This is a genomic window from Streptosporangium sp. NPDC050148, from assembly GCF_055586505.1.
On record NZ_JBVJIA010000025.1, the window covers coordinates 76,620 to 93,306 of the forward strand.

Genomic DNA, 16,687 nt, shown 5'->3' on the forward strand with positions numbered 1-16,687 from the left:
TTCGCTCCCGTGCGGCGCCTCTTCCGGAGCGACGGCCGCAGACGGCTCCCGCGCGGTCAGGCCAGGGTGTCCTTGACCTTGATCAGACCGTCGTCGATCACGAACTTCTGGTTGGTGTTGCTCAGACACTGCCACAGGTAGGCCTTGGTGAGATTGGTCCGGGCGTTGCTGACGTCCAGGCACATCGGGGTGGCGGAGGCGAGAGTGTCCTTGAGGGCGATCTCTCCCTTCCTGACGACCCAGATCTGGTTGGTGTTGTTGTTCTGGCACTGCCACAGGTAGACCTTGGTGAGATTGGTCCGGGCGTTGCTGGCGTCGAGGCACATCGGGGTGGCGGAGGCCAGGGTGTCCTCAACCTTGATCGTGCCGTTGTCGATCACGAACTTCTGGTTGGTGTTGCCCAGGCATTCCCACAGGTAGACGTGGGTGAGATTGGTCCGGGCGTTGCTGGCGTCCAGGCACACGGCGGGTCCCGCCACGGTGCGGCCGACGGGCGCGGCCGCCGCCGCGGGCAGGACGGTGACCGTGCTCGCGGCGATGACGGCGGCCGCGCCGGACAGCAGACGACAGGTGAGCGACATGGTTCCTCCCAGGAAAGATCGACAGAACTCGATCACGTTCTCATAACGAATCGTGGTCGATCAATCACCGTCGGTGAGCGACACGTCGCGTGCTCCGGCACTCCACGTCGACCTTCCGACCCGGGGTCGCGGGGCGAGGGAGCGAGCAATCCCGATTTTGGGACTAATCATCATAAAGGGGTACATAAGACGGCAGGCCACTCATCCCCCATCCGGCATGTCAGGCCTTTCTCAGGGCAGGGGAAGCGCCCCAAGCGGATCGAAGGGACGTCGGGCGATGGATTTCAAGGACGATGTCCAGCTGGACAACTCGCAGGTCGAGAGTCGCGGCAGGGGCAGGATCCCCGGTGGTGGCCTGGCCGTCGGCGGTGGCGCGGCCGGGATCATCGCGCTCATCGTGGCGCTGGTGTTCGGGGTCGACCTCGGAGGCATCACCGGCGGCGGCGGTGGCGGCGAACCCGCGGCCGTGGGCCCGAGCACCGACCTGTCCGCCCAGTGCAAGACCGGACAGGACGCCGACCAGAACGAGGAGTGCCGGGTGGTCGGCGTCGTCAACAGCATCCAGGAGTACTGGCCCAAGGCCGTCCAGGGGTACGAGCCGGCCAAGACCGTGATGTTCTCCGGACAGGTCAGCACCGCCTGCGGGGACGCCGACTCCGCGGTCGGGCCGTTCTACTGCCCGGCCGACCGCCAGGTCTACCTCGACCTCAGCTTCTTCAAGGAGCTGGAGAGCAAGTTCGGCGCCAAGGGCGGCCCGTTCGCCCAGGCGTACGTCATCGGGCACGAGTACGGCCACCACGTGCAGAACCTGCTCGGCACGAACGCCAAGGCGCAGCAGGGCGACCAGCAGGGACCCCAGAGCGCCTCGGTCCGGCTGGAGCTGCAGGCGGACTGCTACGCGGGGGCCTGGGCCAAGAACGCCTACGAGACCGGCCTGTTCGAGAAGCCGTTCACGAAGACGGACATCGAGGAGGCGCTCAGCGCCGCGTCGGCCGTGGGTGACGACAGCATCCAGGAGCGGACCCAGGGCCGGGTCAACCCCGAGGGCTTCACCCACGGGACCTCGGCGCAGCGCGTCAAGTGGTTCACCACCGGTTACGAGGGCGGAGACCCCGCCAAGTGCGACACCTTCGCCGGGAGCATCTGAGGGCCCCGCGAGCTGGGATGCGAGGCCGGCAGGGCGAAGGGCGGGATTCTCTCCTAAACTACGTACTGTGATCTTCAAGCTGATCGGCGATGAACGGCCCTATCCCGCGCACGGCCTCTCGCACCGAGAGTGGGCGCAGATACCGCCCCGGCAGGTCCGGCTCGACACGTTGATCACCACGAAAGCGGTGCTCGACCTGCACTCCCTGCTGGCCAAGGACTCCACGTTCTACGGCGACCTGTTCCCGCACGTGGTGCAGTGGCGCGGCGAGCTGTACCTGGAGGACGGCCTGCACCGAGCCCTGCGCTCGGCCCTGCACCAGCGCTCGGTCCTGCACGCCCGCGTCCTGGACCTGCCCGAGCAGGGCTGAGCCCTCACCGGAGGGCACGGGGGAGTCTTCGCCGGAGGCGGCCCGGGTCTGCACCGGAGGGCACGGGCCTGTATCGAGAGGCGCGCAGACGACGAAGGGCCCCCGCGTTCGCGGGGGCCCTTCTCGTGTGGCGGTGGAGGTGGGATTTGAACCCACGGATAGGTTGCCCCATCACACGCTTTCGAGGCGTGCGCCCTCGGCCACTAGGCGACTCCACCGCGGAGCAGCTTACCGGATAACCGCTATTGCTCGCGCATCCGGCGAGCGGTGAAGAACCCGGTGAGAACCGATGCGCACTCCTCGGCCAGGACGCCTCCGAGGACCTCGGGGCGGTGGTTGAGGCGACGGTCCCTGAGCACGTCCCAGAGCGAACCGGCCGCACCCGCCTTGGCGTCCTCGGCGCCGTAGACGACGCGGTCGACCCGGGCCAGCACGGCGGCCCCCGCGCACATGGTGCAGGGCTCCAGCGTGACCACCAGCGTGCAGCCGGTCAGCCGCCACTGTCCGCGTGCCCGCGCGGCCTGACGCAGGGCGAGGATCTCGGCGTGCGCGGTGGGATCGACCGAGGTCTCCCTGTCGTTCCCCGCGCCCGCGAGCACCGAGCCGTCCGGGCCGAGGACGACCGCGCCGACGGGCACCTCGCCGCGGGCCCCGGCCTCGGCGGCCCGCTCCAGGGCGACCCGCATCTGCCGCGCGTACCCGGCGGGCGCCTCGCCGGTCATCACGCGTCCGGCGGGACGGCCGGAAGGGCGACCGGCGTCCCGGCCGCCGCGCCCGCCGCGGGTGTCGTCACCGCAGCCGGTCGAGCTCGTCCGCGAAGGCCAGCCGCTCGGCGATCACCGAGAGCGTGTCCCCGGGGAGCGCGCCCTCCTCCATGCTGAGCTCGACGAGCTCGTCGGAGCTCAGGCCGAGGTCCTCCAGGAGCTCGAAGTCGCCCGCGGGCCGTACGCCCAGGTCGGGGGTGTCCTTGTCGACCGCCACCCCGGCGAGCTCGGTCAGCAGCTCGCCCAGGCCGTCGGAGAGCCCGGCGTGGACGTCGGACAGGAACGCGCGCGGCTCCAGGTCACCCTGGTAGCGGACGATCGCGAACCACTCGTCCTCCACCTCCACGCAGAGCAGCGCCAGCTCGTCGCCGGTGAGCCCCAGGTGCTCCTGGACGGCGTCGCCGAGGTCGTCGACGAGTTCCGCCTCGCCGAGGTCGACCTCCGCGCCGTTCCAGCCGTCCGCCGTGCGGACGAAGGCTGCGGAGAACACACTGTTGCCGGATGGTGTGGAGGGCATGGCCGATCTCCCGGGTTCAACCGAACACAGAGTCGATGGCGCGCTCGAACGGCTCGGAGAACCCCAGCCGCGCGGCGATGCTGGACAGGACGTCCTCGGGCAGGAGGTCGATGTCCCCGGACAGGATGCCCAGCTCCATCTCGTCGAGACCGAGGTCCGCGAAGATCGAGAGGTCGCCCGCGGGGAGGGCCGTCTCCTCGTCCTGGAGGATCGCGTCGAGCTCGTCCTCGTCGGGGACCGGCACGTCCAGGTACTCCAGCGCCTGCTGAGCGAGCGGGAAGTCCCAGGACGCGGCGATGTCGGAGAGGAAGACCTCGACCCTCTCGCCGAACACCCGTAGCGCCACGAAGAACTCATCCCCAACGGCGACCAGGCCAATCGTGCCGCTCATGCTCGGCTGCTGGCGAAGGGCGTGGATGAGACCCTCGAGGTCGGATGTGAGCGCCACCGGGAGCATCTCCGCTTCCCAGCGGTCGTCCTCGCGGTAGATCACGATGGCAAAGTCCAGCGAGTCTTCGTCTGACATGGCCATCCCCACCGAATGCTTTCTCTACGGAGGTCAATGCTTTCAGAAGCGGGACACCCCCGTGGGCCTCTCCGACCAAATTGTGATCAAATCCGAGTGAGCGGGTGATGTCGAACGGACACCCGCCGGACGCGTGCCGGGGAACCCGGCTCGTCGCCGGTCACCGGCCCAGGATACCTTTGGCCACCATGGAAACCCTGGTCGTCGACCACCCCCTGGTGGCCCACAAGCTGACCGCGCTGCGGGACGTCACCACGGACTCGCCCACGTTCCGGCGTCTCGTCGACGAGCTGGTCACCCTGCTGGCCTACGAGGCGACCAGGCAGGTCCGCGTCACCGAGCTGTCGGTGCGGACCCCGGTGGCCCCGGCCACGGGGGTGCGGCTGGCGCAGCCGTACCCGCTGGTGGTCCCGATCCTGCGGGCGGGGCTGGGGATGCTGGAGGGCATGACCCGGTTGCTGCCCACGGCCGAGGTCGGCTTCCTCGGGATGATCCGCGACGAGTCCACGCTGCAGGCGCAGACCTACGCCACCCGGCTGCCCGACGACCTGTCGGGACGGCAGGTGTACGTGCTGGACCCGATGCTGGCCACCGGGGGCACCCTGGCCGCCGCGATCCGGTTCCTCTTCGACCGGGGCGCCGACGACGTGACCGCGCTCTGCCTGCTGGCCGCGCCCGAGGGCATCGCCCACCTGGACGAGGCCTTCGCCGGGACCGGCAGGCCGATCCGCCTGGTGACCGCGGCCCTGGACGAGCGGCTCAACGAGCACGGCTACATCGTCCCCGGCCTGGGCGACGCCGGGGACCGCCTGTACGGCGTGGTCTGACCCCCTCACCCTTCGCGGGATCGACGCCTTCACGGCCGGCCCGGGTTCCGCGGCACGGCCCGGCGCGGCCGTCCCCCCTCCTTCCCGCTGACGCGTCCCGGTGACGCCTCCCGCGCCCGGACGGCCGGACGTTGTGATGTCCTGACGTTTCCCGGGCCGTTCCTTTCCCCTGATGGACGGTTCCTCTATCTCTCGCCGGTTACAGCAGGTCGCCGACCGGGTACGAAGCGTGGCGAAGACATCTCTTCTGTGTCCCCGGTCCGCCGAGGCCGCGGGCGCACACCAGGGAGAACCATGAGCGAGCGAATCATCCCGGCCACCGAGCCGGACCCGTACGCGGACTTCAGCGCCGCGCTGAGGGACGAGTTCTCGAAGATCCATCCGGCCTCCACGGTGACCCGCTGCATAGAGGCGGCTCACTACGGAGCGCTGGAGGTGGTCGGCCACGCCCATCCGGCGCTGGTCGAGCGGATCGCCCGCAAGCACCTCGAGGTTCTCGCGCTGGTCGCGAGCGAGCGCGGGTGACGGCGCCGTCGCGGTGCCGATGACGGAGATCGCGGACGCGGGGATCGCGGGAGACCGGGATGAACGCGCGACACGGGGGCGAGGGTCCACGGGCGCCCCACGGGGCCGGTTACGGGATTGTCACGGCCGGTGTGAGACCGGATGAGCCGATGCGCTTTACCGCGGCATGGCCCTGGGTAATGTATACGACGGGTGCAGTGGGTGAGTGGTAGTAGGAGGCCAAGGTGCAGGTCAAGAAGGTTCTATCGTATAGCGCTGTCGGTTTCGTGGCGTTTTTCCTGTTCACACGACCGGATGACGCAGCCAACGCCGTGAGGGGTGCCATGGACACGGTTTACACAGCGGCCGATTCATTGGCCCAGTTCGTCTCACATCTCTCATGAGGCTCGTGACCCACGGGGACTCCGCTCCCTCGTCGGTCAACCGCTACCTGCTCCCCCACGAACACCAGGTCATCATGGTGCGGCGCCACCCGGCCGTGCTGCTTCGCGCGGTCGCCGAGGTCTTCGGCGGCCTGATCCTCGCCGGACTGCTGAGCAAGTGGTTCGGCGACCAGGGCGGCGGTGGCGTGCTCGTCGTCGTCTGGTGGGCCTGGCTGCTGCTGCTGATCCGCTTCGTGTGGAAGGTCGCCGAGTGGTCGGTCGACTACTTCGTCGTCACCTCCAAGCGGATGCTGCTCACCACCGGCCTGATCACCCGCAAGGTCGACATGATGCCGCTCGCCAAGGTCACCGACATGAGTTTCCAGCGCTCGATCCTCGGCCGAATGCTGGGGTACGGCGAGTTCGTTCTGGAGTCGGCCGGTCAGGACCAGGCACTGTCGCGGGTGAATTACATCCCCTACCCGGAGACGCTCTACCTGGAGGTCTGCCAGATGCTCTTCCCGGGAGGTAATGACTCGGATGATTAAGGGCTTATGTCCCTGATGGCAGCAATGTCCGTGATGACAGCAATGCTGTTTGATCGCCGACACTTTCTGGTAAGGATTTTTCACGTGGGGTTACCGGCTTCGGCCGCTTCGTGTCATCATGGCCAGGACGTTGACCATCCCCCGCCCTGAGAGATCAGATGCCGAGTCAGGGAACCATAGGTGACCGCGTCCGCGGCCTGAGACTGAGCAGACGCATGTCCCAGGCCCAGCTCGCCGGGCCCGACCTTTCCGACAGTTACGTCTCCCTCATCGAGTCGGGCAAGCGGACGCCGACCCCCGTGGTCGCACGCCTGCTGGCCGAACGCCTGGGATGCACCACCGAGTTCCTGCTGCACGGGATCGAGCCGCGCCAGCGCGTCGACACGGAACTGGGCCTGCGCCACGCCGAGCTGGAGCTGCTGCACGGCGACCCGGCCGTCGCGGCCGACCGGTTCGGTGAGATCGTCAAGGTCGCCGGCGAGGAGAACGCCATGCTGGCCGCGCACGCGCGGCTCGGCCAGGCTCGGGCACTGGAGATCCAGGGGCTGCTCGGCCCGGCGGTGGAGGCGTTCGAGTGGCTGCGCCGGGAGGCCGTCGCCCACCCGGAGCGCCTGGCCGACCTGCCGTTGGTCGTGGCGCTGAGCCGCTGCTACCAGCGCGCCGGGGACACCCTGCGCGCCCACGACCTGGCCGCCCACGCGCTCGCCGAGGTCGTGAGGCTGCCGCTGGCGCACGGGGAGCTGGCCGTCGAGCTGGCCGCCTGCCTGATGGAGGCCCCGGTGGCCGGCGAGGCCGCCATGTCGTACGTCCGGCACGTTCTCGCGGTCAACGGCGTCCCGGCCGCGGTCAACCGTTCCGCGGAGATCCACGCCCTGTGGCGGGCGAGCGTCGTCGCCTCCGACGGTGAGGACTCGGCCCTGGCCGTCCGCCTGGCCGACGACGCGATCGCCACCGGGCGCCCGGCGCGGATGGCCGCCCAGCTCGCCCTCGTCGCGATGCACTGGGTGCGTCAGACCACCCGCGCCGGCGGTCCGCTGGACGATGCCGACCGGCTGGCGACCTCCGCGAGCAAGGTCTTCTCGGTCTTCCCCGAACGCGTCCGGGAGCGGGTCGAGAGCCTGGTCGTGCTCGCCCAGGTGCGGCTGGGGACGGGCGACACCGCGGGCGCGGTCTCGCTCGCCGAGAGCGCCCTCGGCATGCTGGACGGCCGCGGGGGCGTCACCGCCGCGACCGCGCAGCTGATCCTGGCCCGGATCACCCTCGGCCACGACCGGAGCGGTGTTCCGGCCGCGCTGGAGGCCGCCCGGCGGATGCTGGAGGAGGTCCGGCCCGGACCTTCCAGCCCCGATCGGGAGGCCGCGCGGGTCTGGCGAGCCCTCGGTGACCTCTATGGCGAGGTCGGTGCGGGTGACGATCAGGCCGCCGCGTATCGTAGGGCTCTCGAGGCCGCCGGAGTGCGCGAGACGATGGTGGGCGTGACGGTCGATCCGGCCCTGGTCCGGTGAGGCGGTCTCGTTTGAGGGGTTCCAGTTTGTTCTTGCGCCTCCGGAATAACTAGGGTCTACCAGTCATTGATTCGTAGGATGACTGGTTTCCCAGGAGGAGGCGGACGGTGAGTCTGCGTACTGCGCAGCGAGCATCCCTCGTCGACCAAGTGATCGACCAACTCAAGGAGCAGATCACTTCTGATTCCTGGCCGATGCACGCAAAGATTCCCACCGAGACCGTCCTCGCCGAGCAGCTCGGGGTCGGCCGCAACACCGTACGCGAGGCGGTGCGCGCGCTGACCCACGCGGGCCTGCTGGAGTGCCGTCAGGGTGACGGCACCTATGTCCGGGCCACCAGCGAGCTGTCCGGGGCCATGCTGCGGCGCCTGCGCACCGCCGAGCAGCTGGAGATCCTGGAGGTACGGCGCGCCCTGGAGGTGGAGGCCGCGCGGCTGGCGGCCACCCGGCGCACCGAGGCCGACATCCTGCTGATCGAGGCGGCGCTGGCCGAGCGGGACCGCGCCTGGGAGCGGGGTGAACCGAACGCGTTCGTCGAGGCCGACCTGGCCTTCCACATCGCGGTCGTCCGCGCCACGCACAACATGGTGCTGATCGACCTGTACGAGGACTTCTCCGCGGCGCTGCGCGCCAGCATCACCGCGGCGGGCACCTCGCTGAGCAGCACCCTGAACAGCACGTACATCCCCCACGACGCGATCGCCCGCGCCATCTCGGCCGGTGACGCCGCCGCGGCCGAGCACGCCGGGCACGCGTGCATGGAGCACATCCTGATCGCCCTGACCGAGGAGCAGGAACTCTCCGCCTGACCCGTTCCGTCCCGCCGTCGTGGCGCGGGGGCCTGTCCGGCCCCGCGTCCCGGCGGCGGTCGCGTCTCGTCGGGCGTCTCACCGATCACAAGGTGGCGGAGGGCCTGCCCGTCTCGTTCCCCGGTTCGGGCGCGGGGACGCCGGTCACGAGAGTGCACGCGTGTGCTGTTGTGGGTGCCGCGTGAGGTCACCGAGGGTTCGGGCGCGGGAACGCCGGTCACGAGAGTGCACGAGGGAGCGGAAGGTCGGCGCGTCTCGTCGGGCGCCTCCGGGTCTGCTCCGGATCGGGCGTCCCTCAGGTCAGGCGCAGGGACATCACGAGGTAGCGGAAGGCGGGCGCGGCGTCGCCGGGAACCTCGGTGATCAGCGCGGGCCGGCTCGGTGACTCCATGTTCAGCCGGACGAACTCGGTCTCGACCCCGCTCAGGCCGTCCAGCAGGAACTGGGACTGGAAGGCGATCTGGAGGTCGTCACCGGACAGCTCGGCCTCGACGACCTCGGTGCCGCGGCCGATGTCCCCGCCGCCCGCCTGGATCAGGACCTGTCCCTGCTCGAAGGAGAGCCGGATCGCGGTGTTGCGCTCGGCGACCAGCGCGACCCGCTTGATCGCTTCGATGAACGGGGCCGTCCGCATGTCGGCCCGGATCGACCAGTCGTCGGTCAGCCGCGAGCGGTAGTCGATGAACTGCTCGTCGAGCAGGCGGACCGTGGTGCTCCGGCCGACGCTCTCGAAACCGGCGATGCCGTCGCCCAACGCCATCGACACCTCGCCGTCCCGCAGCGACCTGGCCACGTCGACGAGCACCCGCGCGGGCACCATGGCGGCGGCCGTGACGTCCGGCCGCTCGGGCCGCCAGTCGAACTCCCTGGCCGCGATGCGGTAGCGGTCGGTGGCGGCCATGGTCACGCCCTCGCCGGAGATGTCGACCCGGATGCCGGTCAGCATGGGAAGGGACTCGTCCCGGCTGGCCGCGGGGGCCACCTGGCCGACCGCGGTGGCGAAGATCCCGCCGCCGACCGCGCCGATCCTCGGCGGCATCTGCGGGAGGGCCGGGAAGTCCTCCACCGGCATGGTCAGCAGGCCGAACTCGGCGCTGCCGCAGGTCAGGACCGCCTCGGAGGCGTCGGTGACGACCTCCACCGCCTCACCCGGCAGGCTGCGCGTGATCTCGGCGAGGATCCGGCCCGGGATCAGCGCCCGGCCGGGCTCGGCCACGACCGCCTCGATCGAGACGCGGGCGGAGACGTCGTAGTCGAAGGCCGAGATCACGAGATCCTCCTCGTCGGCCTCCAGCAGCAGGCCCGACAGGACGGGCAGCGTCGGCCGGCTCGGCAGCGCCCTGGCCACCCAGGCCACCGCGTCGGCCAGGACATCACGGTTCACCCGGAACTTCACCTGATCACCCCTCCGTCCCGAACGGCGATCCCACACGGAAGCCGTACATGCAGCACGTTATCCGCTGCCACCGACGAAACGTCAGGGGTCGCGGGGGCCGGAGGAGGACGGGACGGGGGCGGTCAGCCGCGCGCGGCGTTGAGATAGGTCAGGACGGCCAGGACGCGACGGTTGTCGTCGTCGGAGGGGGCCAGGTCGAGCTTGGTGAAGATACCGGCCGTGTGCTTGCCGACCGCGCTCTCGCTGAGGAACAGGCGCTGGGAGATGGCCGCGTTGGAGCGGCCCTCGGCCATGAGCTCCAGCACCTCGCGCTCGCGCGGCGTCAGCGCGCCGAGCGGCTCGTGGCGGGCGGTGCTGGCCAGCAGCTTGGCGATGACCTCGGGGTCCATCGCGGTGCCTCCTGCGGCGACCCGGCGGACCGCGTCGACGAACTGCTCGGCGTTGAAGACCCGGTCCTTGAGCAGGTAGCCGATCGCGCCCGAGCCGTCGGCCAGCAGCTCGCGCGCGTACAGCTGCTCGACGTGCTGGGACAGCACCAGCACCGGCAGGCCGGGGACGGCGCGGCGGGCCGTCAGCGCGGCCTGGAGCCCCTCGTCGGTGAACGTGGGCGGCAGGCGCACGTCGACCACGGCCACGTCGGGCCGCAGGTCGAGCAGCGCCCGCAGCAGCTCGGGCCCGGACTCGACGGCCGCGACCACCTCGAAGCCGTGCGCCTGGAGCAGGTGCACCAGGCCGTCGCGCAGCAGGTAGAGGTCCTCGGCGATGACGACTCGGGGGCTCACCGCCCCAACCATAGGCGAGTCGGCGCGACCTCGGCCAGCCGGATGCGGCGGGCATGCTGGAGGGGGACGAGCATGGCCGCGGCGTACATGGACAGGCCCAGCATGATGTTGAAGACGATCAGCGGCCACTGCAGCGGACCGGGCAGGTAGAGCGCGAGGAACCAGCTGCGGTTCTCGATGTCGATGATCTTCATGATCGCCGCCACCATGCCCTGCGGGAAGAGCGGGAGCCAGCCGAGCCCCCAGCCGAGCCCGACGATGACCATCTTGCCGCGCGGCAGGGGCGGCTTGACGGCCGGGTACTTCTCGGCGAGCGCGTTGGGCAGGTCGAAGGTGGCGGTGGTCGGTCCGCCCTGCGGGCTGTTGACCGCGAGCACCCCGTCGAAGGCCGCGAGCCTGCGCTCGATGCCGCGCAGGCCGCTTCCCCGCGCGGGGTCGGCGCCCCCCGAGCCGTCGTCGGTGACGACGACGCGCAGCGCGTGGCCGTGCCCGCTGATGTCGATCCACACCCGTTCGGCACCGCCGTGCCGGGCCGCGTTGGTGAGGAGCTCGCTGATCGAGAAGTAGGCGGCCGACTCCACGGGCGAGTCCGGGCGGGTGTCCAGGTCCACGGTGACCGCGACCTTGAGCGGGCTGTCCATCGCCAGCGCGCGGACCGCGTCGCCGAGACCGCGCTCGGCCAGCACCGGCGGGTGGATGCCCTTGACCAGGTCGCGCAGCTCGACCAGCGCGGTGGAGGAGGCCTCCCTGGACTTGGCCAGCAGCGCCTTGGCCGCCGCCGGGTCCTTGTCCATGAGCTCCTCGACCGCGCCGAGCGTCATGCCGATCGCCACCAGCCGGGCCTGCGCGCCGTCGTGCAGGTCGCGCTCGATCCGCCGCAGCTCGGACGCCTGGGAGTCGACCGTGGCCAGGCGGGCCTGGTCGAGGCGCTGGACCTGCCCGGTGAGCACCGACTCGGCCGTGGGGGAGAGCAGCAGGAGGTTCCACCAGGCGTACCCGCGCAGCAGGTGGGGGACGGCGGCCAGTGCCACGACGGCGGCGCACCCCAGGGCCACCGGCCACACGGGCGAGTCCTGGGACCCGGCGGCGAGCACGGCGCATCCGGCCAGCGCGAGGGGGAGCAGCAGGAAGACGCCGGCCAGCGGGCTGAGGAACAGCCACAGACCGTCCCGCCAGGTGGCCGTGTCGCCGACCAGCCACTGCCAGCGGTTGTTCCAGTCGGGCCAGCGGCCCGTCTTGTACAGCTGGCGGTCGTGCCGGTACCAGCCGTCGGGCTGGGGCCGCACCGGCAGCGGCTCCGGCAGGTACGGGGCCGGTATCCCGATCCCGAGCCACTCGGCGTTCAGCTTCCTGACCTGGCCCGTGCGGCACCTCATCGCCTGGGCCAGCGGCGGGAAGAGGAAGACCAGGCCCAATCCGAACGCCAGCACGACCCCGATCAGCATCAGGGCCACCATCACCACGTCCGCCAGGGCCATCACTCCGAGCGTCAGTGCCCTGCCGACCGCAACCGCGTACGTCCTCATGTCCCCAAGTGTCGGCCATGAGGCCCGGCGTTCCCAGTGGGGCCGCGCGCCGCCGGGGGGTGGAGGTAACCCCACCCCGGGCGGATGCCTGACCCGACCCGGGCGGGTGCCCAGCCCGATTCTCCGCGGCCCGCCGCGCTTCTAGCGTCGTCGGCATGAAGGTCATCGAGGTCAACGACCTCCGCAAGCGGTACCGCGATCACTTGGCGGTGGACGACGTCTCGTTCACCGTGGACGAGGGCGAGATCTTCGGAGTCCTCGGCCCCAACGGCGCCGGCAAGACGACCACCGTGGAGTGCGTCGCCGGCCTGCGCGTCCCCGACTCCGGCACGGTGAGCGTCCTCGGCGGTCTCACCGGCGCCGCGCTCAAGGAGCAGCTGGGCGTCCAGCTGCAGAGCTCCACCCTGCCGGAGAAGATCAAGGTGCGGGAGGCGCTCGACCTGTACGCCTCCTTCTACCGCACCCCCGCGGACTGGGGCGAGCTGCTCGAGCGGGTCGGGCTCTCCGCCAAGCGCGACACCCCCTACGGCAAGCTCTCCGGCGGCCAGCAGCAGCGGCTCTCGATCGCGCTGGCGCTGATCGGCAGGCCCCGCGTGGCGATCCTGGACGAGCTCACCACCGGCCTGGACCCGCAGGCCCGGCGGGACACCTGGGAGCTCATCGAGCAGGTCCGCGACAGCGGCGTGACGATCCTGCTGGTCACCCACTTCATGGAGGAGGCCGAACGGCTCTGCGACCGGCTCGCGCTGTTCGACGCGGGCCGGGTCGTCGCGGTGGACAGCCCCTCGGGCCTGATCGCCCGGGTCGACGGCCGGCAGATCGTCAGGTTCCGGCTCACCGGCCCGCTCGACGACGCCGTGCTGCGCGACCTGCCCGAGGTCGTCACGGTGAGCCGCAGCGGCGAGCAGGTGACGGTCACCGGGACCGGGAACCTGCTGCTCGCGATCGCGACCGGCCTGGCCGGCGCGGGCGTCACCCCCATCGACCTGCGCGTGGAGCGGACGACGCTCGACGACGCCTTCCTCGGCCTGACCGGAAAGAAGATCTCCTCATGAGGAAAATGCTGCTGATCGAGGCCAGGCTCCTGCTGCGGGAACCGGCCGCCGTGGTCTTCGCGATCCTGCTGCCGCTCGCGCTCCTGCTGGGACTGGGCAGCAGCATCCCGGCCATGCAGGAGGTCAACCCCGACCTGGGCGGCCAGCGGGCCATCGACACCCAGCTGCCGGGCATGATGGTGATCCTGGCCGTGGTGACGATGGCGTTCACCGTCCTGCCGGGAGTGCTGGTGAGCTACCGGGAGACCGGCGTGCTGCGCCGGATGTCCACCACCCCGGTCAGCCCGGTCCGGCTGCTGGTCGCCCAGGTGGTCAACAACCTCGTGGTGGCGATCGCCGCCACCGTCCTGCTCATCGTCCTCGGCCACCTGGTCCTCGGTTCGGTCCTGCCGCAGAGCCCGCTGGCCTTCGCGGGCGTGTTCGTGCTCGGCACGGCCTCGCTGTTCGGGGTGGGCCTGCTGATCACCGCCCTGGCGCCGAACGCCAAGTCCGCTCCCGCCATCGGGTCGCTGCTGATGTTCCCGCTGATGTTCATGGCCGGCATGTGGGTCCCCCGGGAACTGATGCCCGACCTCCTGCGCAGGATCGGGGACTTCCTGCCGATGGCACCGTTCGCCGACGCGCTCCGCGCCACCTGGGCCGGGCAGACGCCGCAGATGCTGCACCTGGTGGTGATGGCGGTGACCCTGCTGGTCACCGGCGCGCTGGCCGCGCGGTTCTTCCGGTGGGAGTGACGGGCCCACGGCGGCCGGGCCGGAGTGACCGCCCACCGGGGTGACCGGCGTGACCGCTACGACTTTCCACTTTCCACGACCTCTGCGGCCGCTGTGGCCGCTGTGGCCGCGTACGCGTACGCGCACAGGATCGCCGTGATCCGTCCTTTGCAGGGGCAAGGGCGGGCCACGGCTTCCTCGTCACAGTCTTCCTGCCGTCTCCGCGGTCGTCCGGTGGCGGGGACCGGTCCGCCCCGGCGCGTCCGTACGAGCGGGCGCACGACCGTCCGCACGACCGGACGCACGACCTGCCGCATGACCGTCCGCACGATCGGGCGGGTCCCGGGTCCGGGCGGGAGAGCGTGCCGGGGCCGGTCACCCGGCGCGACCGTGCCCTCCGCGCGGGATGCCGGACGGCGGGGAGATGGTTATGTCACTCTTGGGTGATGCTGATCCTGGCGCACGTGAGTGACGTCCACATCGACGGTTCTCCCCGCAGCATCGACAGGGCCCGATCCGTCATGCGGCACCTGGAGAACCTTCCTGGGACACTGGACGCGGTCCTGGTGACCGGCGACATCGCCGGCAACGGCCTGATCGAGGAGTACGAGATCGCGCGCGAGCTGCTGACCACGCGCCATCCGACGCTCATCTGCCCGGGTGACCGCGACGTCCGCCCGGCCTTCCGCAAGGTCATGCTCGAAGAGGACGGCGACGGCCCGATCAACCAGGTCCTGCGTCTCAACGGCCTGACCGTGGCACTGTGCGACTCCAGCATGCCCGGCCGGCCGGAGGGCCTCCTGGACGACGAGACGATCGGCTGGCTGCACCGCGTGCTCGGCGAGGCCCCGGACACCCCGGCCGTCGTGGGCATGCACCACCCGCCGGTCTCCCTGGGCCTCCCGTACGCCGACGCGATCCGGCTGCGCCACCCGGAGCGGCTGGAGGGGATCGTACGGCAGTATCCGCAGGTGGTGGCCGTCCTCGCCGGGCACGCCCAGACCGCGGCAGGGACCGTCTTCGCGGGCCTGCCGCTCGTGGTCGCCCCCGGCGTAACCTCCACGCTCCGGCTCGCCCAGGAGCTGAGCACGCCGGTCCCGCTCGACTACGACCTGCCGCCGCAGATCGTCCTGCACGTGTTCGACGGCGGCCGTCTGGTCACGCACTTCCGCCCGATCCTGTGAGGTTCTGCGCGCGGTCCCGTGACGTCCTGCCAGGTTCCGTGATGGTCCGCCCGGCCGTGAGGTTTTGTTATGCGCTGCCGGGTCCCGCAGGTTTCGTCATGTCTGCCGGGTTCCGTGAGGTTCCGCCCGGTTGTGAGGTTCCGTCCGGTGCGCATGAGGTCTCACGGGGACCGTGAGGTCTCACCGTCCCGTGAGGGGCGGGGACGGCCCGCACCCCGGCCCGGAGCCGGTCCGCCCCCCTTCGTGCTCGCACCGCCCCCTGTCCCCACCCGGCCGGACGGTTGGGGGAAATCGCCTCTCGTGCCCGTTTGCCCGGTGAACAGGGCGCGAATTCGCACGATCTTTGAACCCATGCCGGCCCGTCGCCGTACTGCCTGCCGAGAGCGGAATCGTCCGGCGGCCGGAACGGGAGGGCAGAACGTGATCGCGAACGCCCGGTGGAGGCCCGCCTCGGCGGGTCCCGGCACGAGCACGGTCCCCTCCGGCGACCGGCGGAGCCGGCACCGACGCCTGCGGCCGGTCGACCTCCCCGCCGACGAGGTGACGGTCGCGCTCACCTCGCTCTCCCCGGCCCACCGCGAGATCCTCGACCAGACGGTCCTGCGGAACCGGTCGGTGAACGACGCCGCCGCGGCGCTGGGCGTCCCGGTCGCGACGGTGAAGTCCCGGGTCCACCAGGCCCTGCGCGCGCTGCACGCCGCCCTTGAGGAGAGAGGGGCGACGGCATGACCTCGCGGGTGGAGCACACCGACGTGGGGGCGTACGCCCTCGGCCTGCTGGAGGAGGACGACCGGGCGGCCTTCTCGGCGCACCTGCGCACCTGCGCGGCCTGTGCCGCGGAGCTGCGGGAACTGTCGGGGGTGGCGGACGCGCTGACCGGTGTCGGACGCCTGGGGGACGGCGGCGTGACACCCGGCGGCAGGAGGCGCGCCGAGGTGATCGACCTGCCGCGTCACCGCAAGGTCACCGACCGGCGTACCCGCCGTGGAACGTTCATGATCGGTGCCGCCGCGGCGGTGACCCTGGTGGCCGGCGGGATCGCCGCGGGAACGGCCTTCTCCACCGAGGGAACGAGCGCCCCGGCCGGCCACTCCGCGCCCGGACCGGCCGAGCACGCCTACCGGGGCGGCGTACCGCTCGCGGGCACCGGGGCCTCCGGGGTCGCCGGTGGGCTGGTGATCGAGACCAAGGGGTGGGGCACCCACGCCGTCCTCGAACTCAAGGGCGTCAAGGGCCCGCTGGAGTGCGAGCTGATCGCCGTCTCCACCGCCGGTGAGCGGCGGGTGGTCACCGGCTGGGCGGTGCCGGAGAAGGGGTACGGGGTCCCCGGCTCCCCCGACCCCCTCTACGTCCACGGCGGGGTCGCCTGGGAGCCCGCCGGGATAACCCGCTTCGAGGTGCGCACGACGGACGGGGACACGCTGCTCACCGTCGCCGTCTGACCGGACGTCCCGGCCTCCCGGGCCCGGCCCTCAGGGGGTCCTCCGGAGCCCGGTTCCTCCGGGAAGGCCGGGCAGGCCAGGACTCCGCCCCGGCCTCGAAGACCCCGC

General features: G+C 71.1%; 19 protein-coding genes and 1 tRNA gene. 12 read left to right on the forward strand and 8 right to left on the reverse strand.

Annotated elements, in window-relative coordinates; genetic code table 11:
* Nucleotides 1-56: 56 nt before the first annotated feature.
* On the reverse strand, nucleotides 57-581 hold the full coding sequence (locus tag ACZ6RT_RS26325; protein WP_399190234.1) for an RICIN domain-containing protein: 525 nt from the start codon (nucleotides 579-581) through the stop codon (nucleotides 57-59).
* Between the two features lie 277 nt (nucleotides 582-858).
* Between ACZ6RT_RS26325 and ypfJ the strand changes: the two genes are divergently transcribed.
* Both ypfJ and ACZ6RT_RS26335 read left to right on the forward strand, forming a co-directional pair.
* The gene (gene ypfJ / locus ACZ6RT_RS26330) at nucleotides 859-1,728 is read left to right on the forward strand and encodes a KPN_02809 family neutral zinc metallopeptidase (protein ID WP_470156783.1); all 870 of its coding nucleotides are present in this window, start codon (nucleotides 859-861) and stop codon (nucleotides 1,726-1,728) included.
* Nucleotides 1,729-1,795: 67 nt separating this feature from the next.
* Complete coding sequence (locus ACZ6RT_RS26335; protein WP_344892560.1) at nucleotides 1,796-2,098, forward strand: type II toxin-antitoxin system VapB family antitoxin; 303 nt, start codon at nucleotides 1,796-1,798, stop codon at nucleotides 2,096-2,098.
* 128 nt (nucleotides 2,099-2,226) lie between these two features.
* Here ACZ6RT_RS26335 and ACZ6RT_RS26340 read toward each other — a convergent pair.
* The 4 genes from ACZ6RT_RS26340 to ACZ6RT_RS26355 form a co-directional block, all read right to left on the reverse strand.
* Nucleotides 2,227-2,316, reverse strand: a tRNA-Ser gene (locus tag ACZ6RT_RS26340).
* 24 nt (nucleotides 2,317-2,340) lie between these two features.
* Nucleotides 2,341-2,820: a tRNA adenosine(34) deaminase TadA gene (gene tadA / locus ACZ6RT_RS26345; protein ID WP_399190238.1), complete on the reverse strand. Its 480-nt coding sequence runs from the start codon at nucleotides 2,818-2,820 to the stop codon at nucleotides 2,341-2,343.
* Between the two features lie 67 nt (nucleotides 2,821-2,887).
* Nucleotides 2,888-3,379, reverse strand: a complete 492-nt coding sequence (locus ACZ6RT_RS26350) for a tRNA adenosine deaminase-associated protein (protein ID WP_399190240.1) — start codon at nucleotides 3,377-3,379, stop codon at nucleotides 2,888-2,890.
* 16 nt (nucleotides 3,380-3,395) lie between these two features.
* A complete protein-coding gene (locus ACZ6RT_RS26355) occupies nucleotides 3,396-3,905 on the reverse strand; it encodes a tRNA adenosine deaminase-associated protein (protein WP_362798659.1) in 510 nt (169 codons plus the stop codon).
* A gap of 188 nt (nucleotides 3,906-4,093) precedes the next feature.
* Between ACZ6RT_RS26355 and upp the strand changes: the two genes are divergently transcribed.
* The 5 genes from upp to ACZ6RT_RS26380 all read left to right on the forward strand — a co-directional run bounded on the left by upp (nucleotide 4,094) and on the right by ACZ6RT_RS26380 (nucleotide 8,481).
* Nucleotides 4,094-4,732 (forward strand): uracil phosphoribosyltransferase, encoded by a 639-nt coding sequence (gene upp, locus ACZ6RT_RS26360; protein WP_344892551.1) that lies wholly within the window; start codon nucleotides 4,094-4,096, stop codon nucleotides 4,730-4,732.
* A 294-nt stretch (nucleotides 4,733-5,026) separates the two neighbouring features.
* Nucleotides 5,027-5,257: a hypothetical protein gene (locus tag ACZ6RT_RS26365; protein ID WP_344892548.1), complete on the forward strand. Its 231-nt coding sequence runs from the start codon at nucleotides 5,027-5,029 to the stop codon at nucleotides 5,255-5,257.
* Nucleotides 5,258-5,636: 379 nt separating this feature from the next.
* Complete coding sequence (locus ACZ6RT_RS26370; protein WP_399190243.1) at nucleotides 5,637-6,167, forward strand: PH domain-containing protein; 531 nt, start codon at nucleotides 5,637-5,639, stop codon at nucleotides 6,165-6,167.
* A gap of 158 nt (nucleotides 6,168-6,325) precedes the next feature.
* A complete protein-coding gene (locus tag ACZ6RT_RS26375) occupies nucleotides 6,326-7,672 on the forward strand; it encodes a helix-turn-helix domain-containing protein (RefSeq protein ID WP_470156787.1) in 1,347 nt (448 codons plus the stop codon).
* 107 nt (nucleotides 7,673-7,779) lie between these two features.
* A complete protein-coding gene (locus tag ACZ6RT_RS26380) occupies nucleotides 7,780-8,481 on the forward strand; it encodes a FadR/GntR family transcriptional regulator (protein ID WP_344892540.1) in 702 nt (233 codons plus the stop codon).
* Nucleotides 8,482-8,776: 295 nt separating this feature from the next.
* Here the strand turns inward: ACZ6RT_RS26380 and dnaN are convergent, their stop codons facing one another.
* From dnaN to ACZ6RT_RS26395, 3 genes are all read right to left on the reverse strand, one after another.
* Nucleotides 8,777-9,877 (reverse strand): DNA polymerase III subunit beta, encoded by a 1,101-nt coding sequence (gene dnaN / locus ACZ6RT_RS26385; RefSeq protein ID WP_399190247.1) that lies wholly within the window; start codon nucleotides 9,875-9,877, stop codon nucleotides 8,777-8,779.
* A 122-nt stretch (nucleotides 9,878-9,999) separates the two neighbouring features.
* The gene (locus ACZ6RT_RS26390) at nucleotides 10,000-10,659 is read right to left on the reverse strand and encodes a response regulator (RefSeq protein ID WP_399190249.1); all 660 of its coding nucleotides are present in this window, start codon (nucleotides 10,657-10,659) and stop codon (nucleotides 10,000-10,002) included.
* Nucleotides 10,656-12,185, reverse strand: coding sequence for a sensor histidine kinase (locus ACZ6RT_RS26395; RefSeq protein WP_399190251.1), 1,530 nt, complete (start codon nucleotides 12,183-12,185; stop codon nucleotides 10,656-10,658). Before ACZ6RT_RS26395 ends, ACZ6RT_RS26390 begins: the two co-directional genes overlap by 4 nt.
* 155 nt (nucleotides 12,186-12,340) lie before the next feature.
* Between ACZ6RT_RS26395 and ACZ6RT_RS26400 the strand changes: the two genes are divergently transcribed.
* The 5 genes from ACZ6RT_RS26400 to ACZ6RT_RS26420 all read left to right on the forward strand — a co-directional run bounded on the left by ACZ6RT_RS26400 (nucleotide 12,341) and on the right by ACZ6RT_RS26420 (nucleotide 16,579).
* Nucleotides 12,341-13,240: an ABC transporter ATP-binding protein gene (locus ACZ6RT_RS26400; protein WP_399190253.1), complete on the forward strand. Its 900-nt coding sequence runs from the start codon at nucleotides 12,341-12,343 to the stop codon at nucleotides 13,238-13,240.
* A complete protein-coding gene (locus tag ACZ6RT_RS26405; RefSeq protein ID WP_470156791.1) occupies nucleotides 13,237-13,974 on the forward strand; it encodes an ABC transporter permease in 738 nt (245 codons plus the stop codon). Before ACZ6RT_RS26400 ends, ACZ6RT_RS26405 begins: the two co-directional genes overlap by 4 nt.
* A 443-nt stretch (nucleotides 13,975-14,417) precedes the next feature.
* A complete protein-coding gene (locus tag ACZ6RT_RS26410) occupies nucleotides 14,418-15,137 on the forward strand; it encodes a metallophosphoesterase (RefSeq protein ID WP_399190257.1) in 720 nt (239 codons plus the stop codon).
* Between the two features lie 420 nt (nucleotides 15,138-15,557).
* Complete coding sequence (locus ACZ6RT_RS26415; RefSeq protein WP_470156793.1) at nucleotides 15,558-15,866, forward strand: sigma factor-like helix-turn-helix DNA-binding protein; 309 nt, start codon at nucleotides 15,558-15,560, stop codon at nucleotides 15,864-15,866.
* Nucleotides 15,863-16,579, forward strand: a complete 717-nt coding sequence (locus tag ACZ6RT_RS26420; protein WP_470156795.1) for an anti-sigma factor family protein — start codon at nucleotides 15,863-15,865, stop codon at nucleotides 16,577-16,579. The genes ACZ6RT_RS26415 and ACZ6RT_RS26420 overlap by 4 nt, the downstream gene beginning before the upstream one ends.
* The last annotated feature ends 108 nt before the right edge of the window (nucleotides 16,580-16,687 follow it).

What these genes read in the sequence shown, in the direction of transcription:
- ACZ6RT_RS26325 (WP_399190234.1), bottom strand. Translation starts at nt 581, where the DNA reads ATGTCGCTCACCTGTCGTCTGCTGTCCGGCGCGGCCGCCGTCATCGCC.
- ypfJ (WP_470156783.1), top strand. Translation starts at nt 859, where the DNA reads ATGGATTTCAAGGACGATGTCCAGCTGGACAACTCGCAGGTCGAGAGT.
- tadA (WP_399190238.1), bottom strand. Translation starts at nt 2,820, where the DNA reads ATGACCGGCGAGGCGCCCGCCGGGTACGCGCGGCAGATGCGGGTCGCC.
- ACZ6RT_RS26350 (WP_399190240.1), bottom strand. Translation starts at nt 3,379, where the DNA reads ATGCCCTCCACACCATCCGGCAACAGTGTGTTCTCCGCAGCCTTCGTC.
- ACZ6RT_RS26355 (WP_362798659.1), bottom strand. Translation starts at nt 3,905, where the DNA reads ATGTCAGACGAAGACTCGCTGGACTTTGCCATCGTGATCTACCGCGAG.
- upp (WP_344892551.1), top strand. Translation starts at nt 4,094, where the DNA reads ATGGAAACCCTGGTCGTCGACCACCCCCTGGTGGCCCACAAGCTGACC.
- ACZ6RT_RS26365 (WP_344892548.1), top strand. Translation starts at nt 5,027, where the DNA reads ATGAGCGAGCGAATCATCCCGGCCACCGAGCCGGACCCGTACGCGGAC.
- ACZ6RT_RS26370 (WP_399190243.1), top strand. Translation starts at nt 5,637, where the DNA reads ATGAGGCTCGTGACCCACGGGGACTCCGCTCCCTCGTCGGTCAACCGC.
- ACZ6RT_RS26375 (WP_470156787.1), top strand. Translation starts at nt 6,326, where the DNA reads ATGCCGAGTCAGGGAACCATAGGTGACCGCGTCCGCGGCCTGAGACTG.
- ACZ6RT_RS26395 (WP_399190251.1), bottom strand. Translation starts at nt 12,185, where the DNA reads ATGAGGACGTACGCGGTTGCGGTCGGCAGGGCACTGACGCTCGGAGTG.
- ACZ6RT_RS26400 (WP_399190253.1), top strand. Translation starts at nt 12,341, where the DNA reads ATGAAGGTCATCGAGGTCAACGACCTCCGCAAGCGGTACCGCGATCAC.
- ACZ6RT_RS26405 (WP_470156791.1), top strand. Translation starts at nt 13,237, where the DNA reads ATGAGGAAAATGCTGCTGATCGAGGCCAGGCTCCTGCTGCGGGAACCG.
- ACZ6RT_RS26420 (WP_470156795.1), top strand. Translation starts at nt 15,863, where the DNA reads ATGACCTCGCGGGTGGAGCACACCGACGTGGGGGCGTACGCCCTCGGC.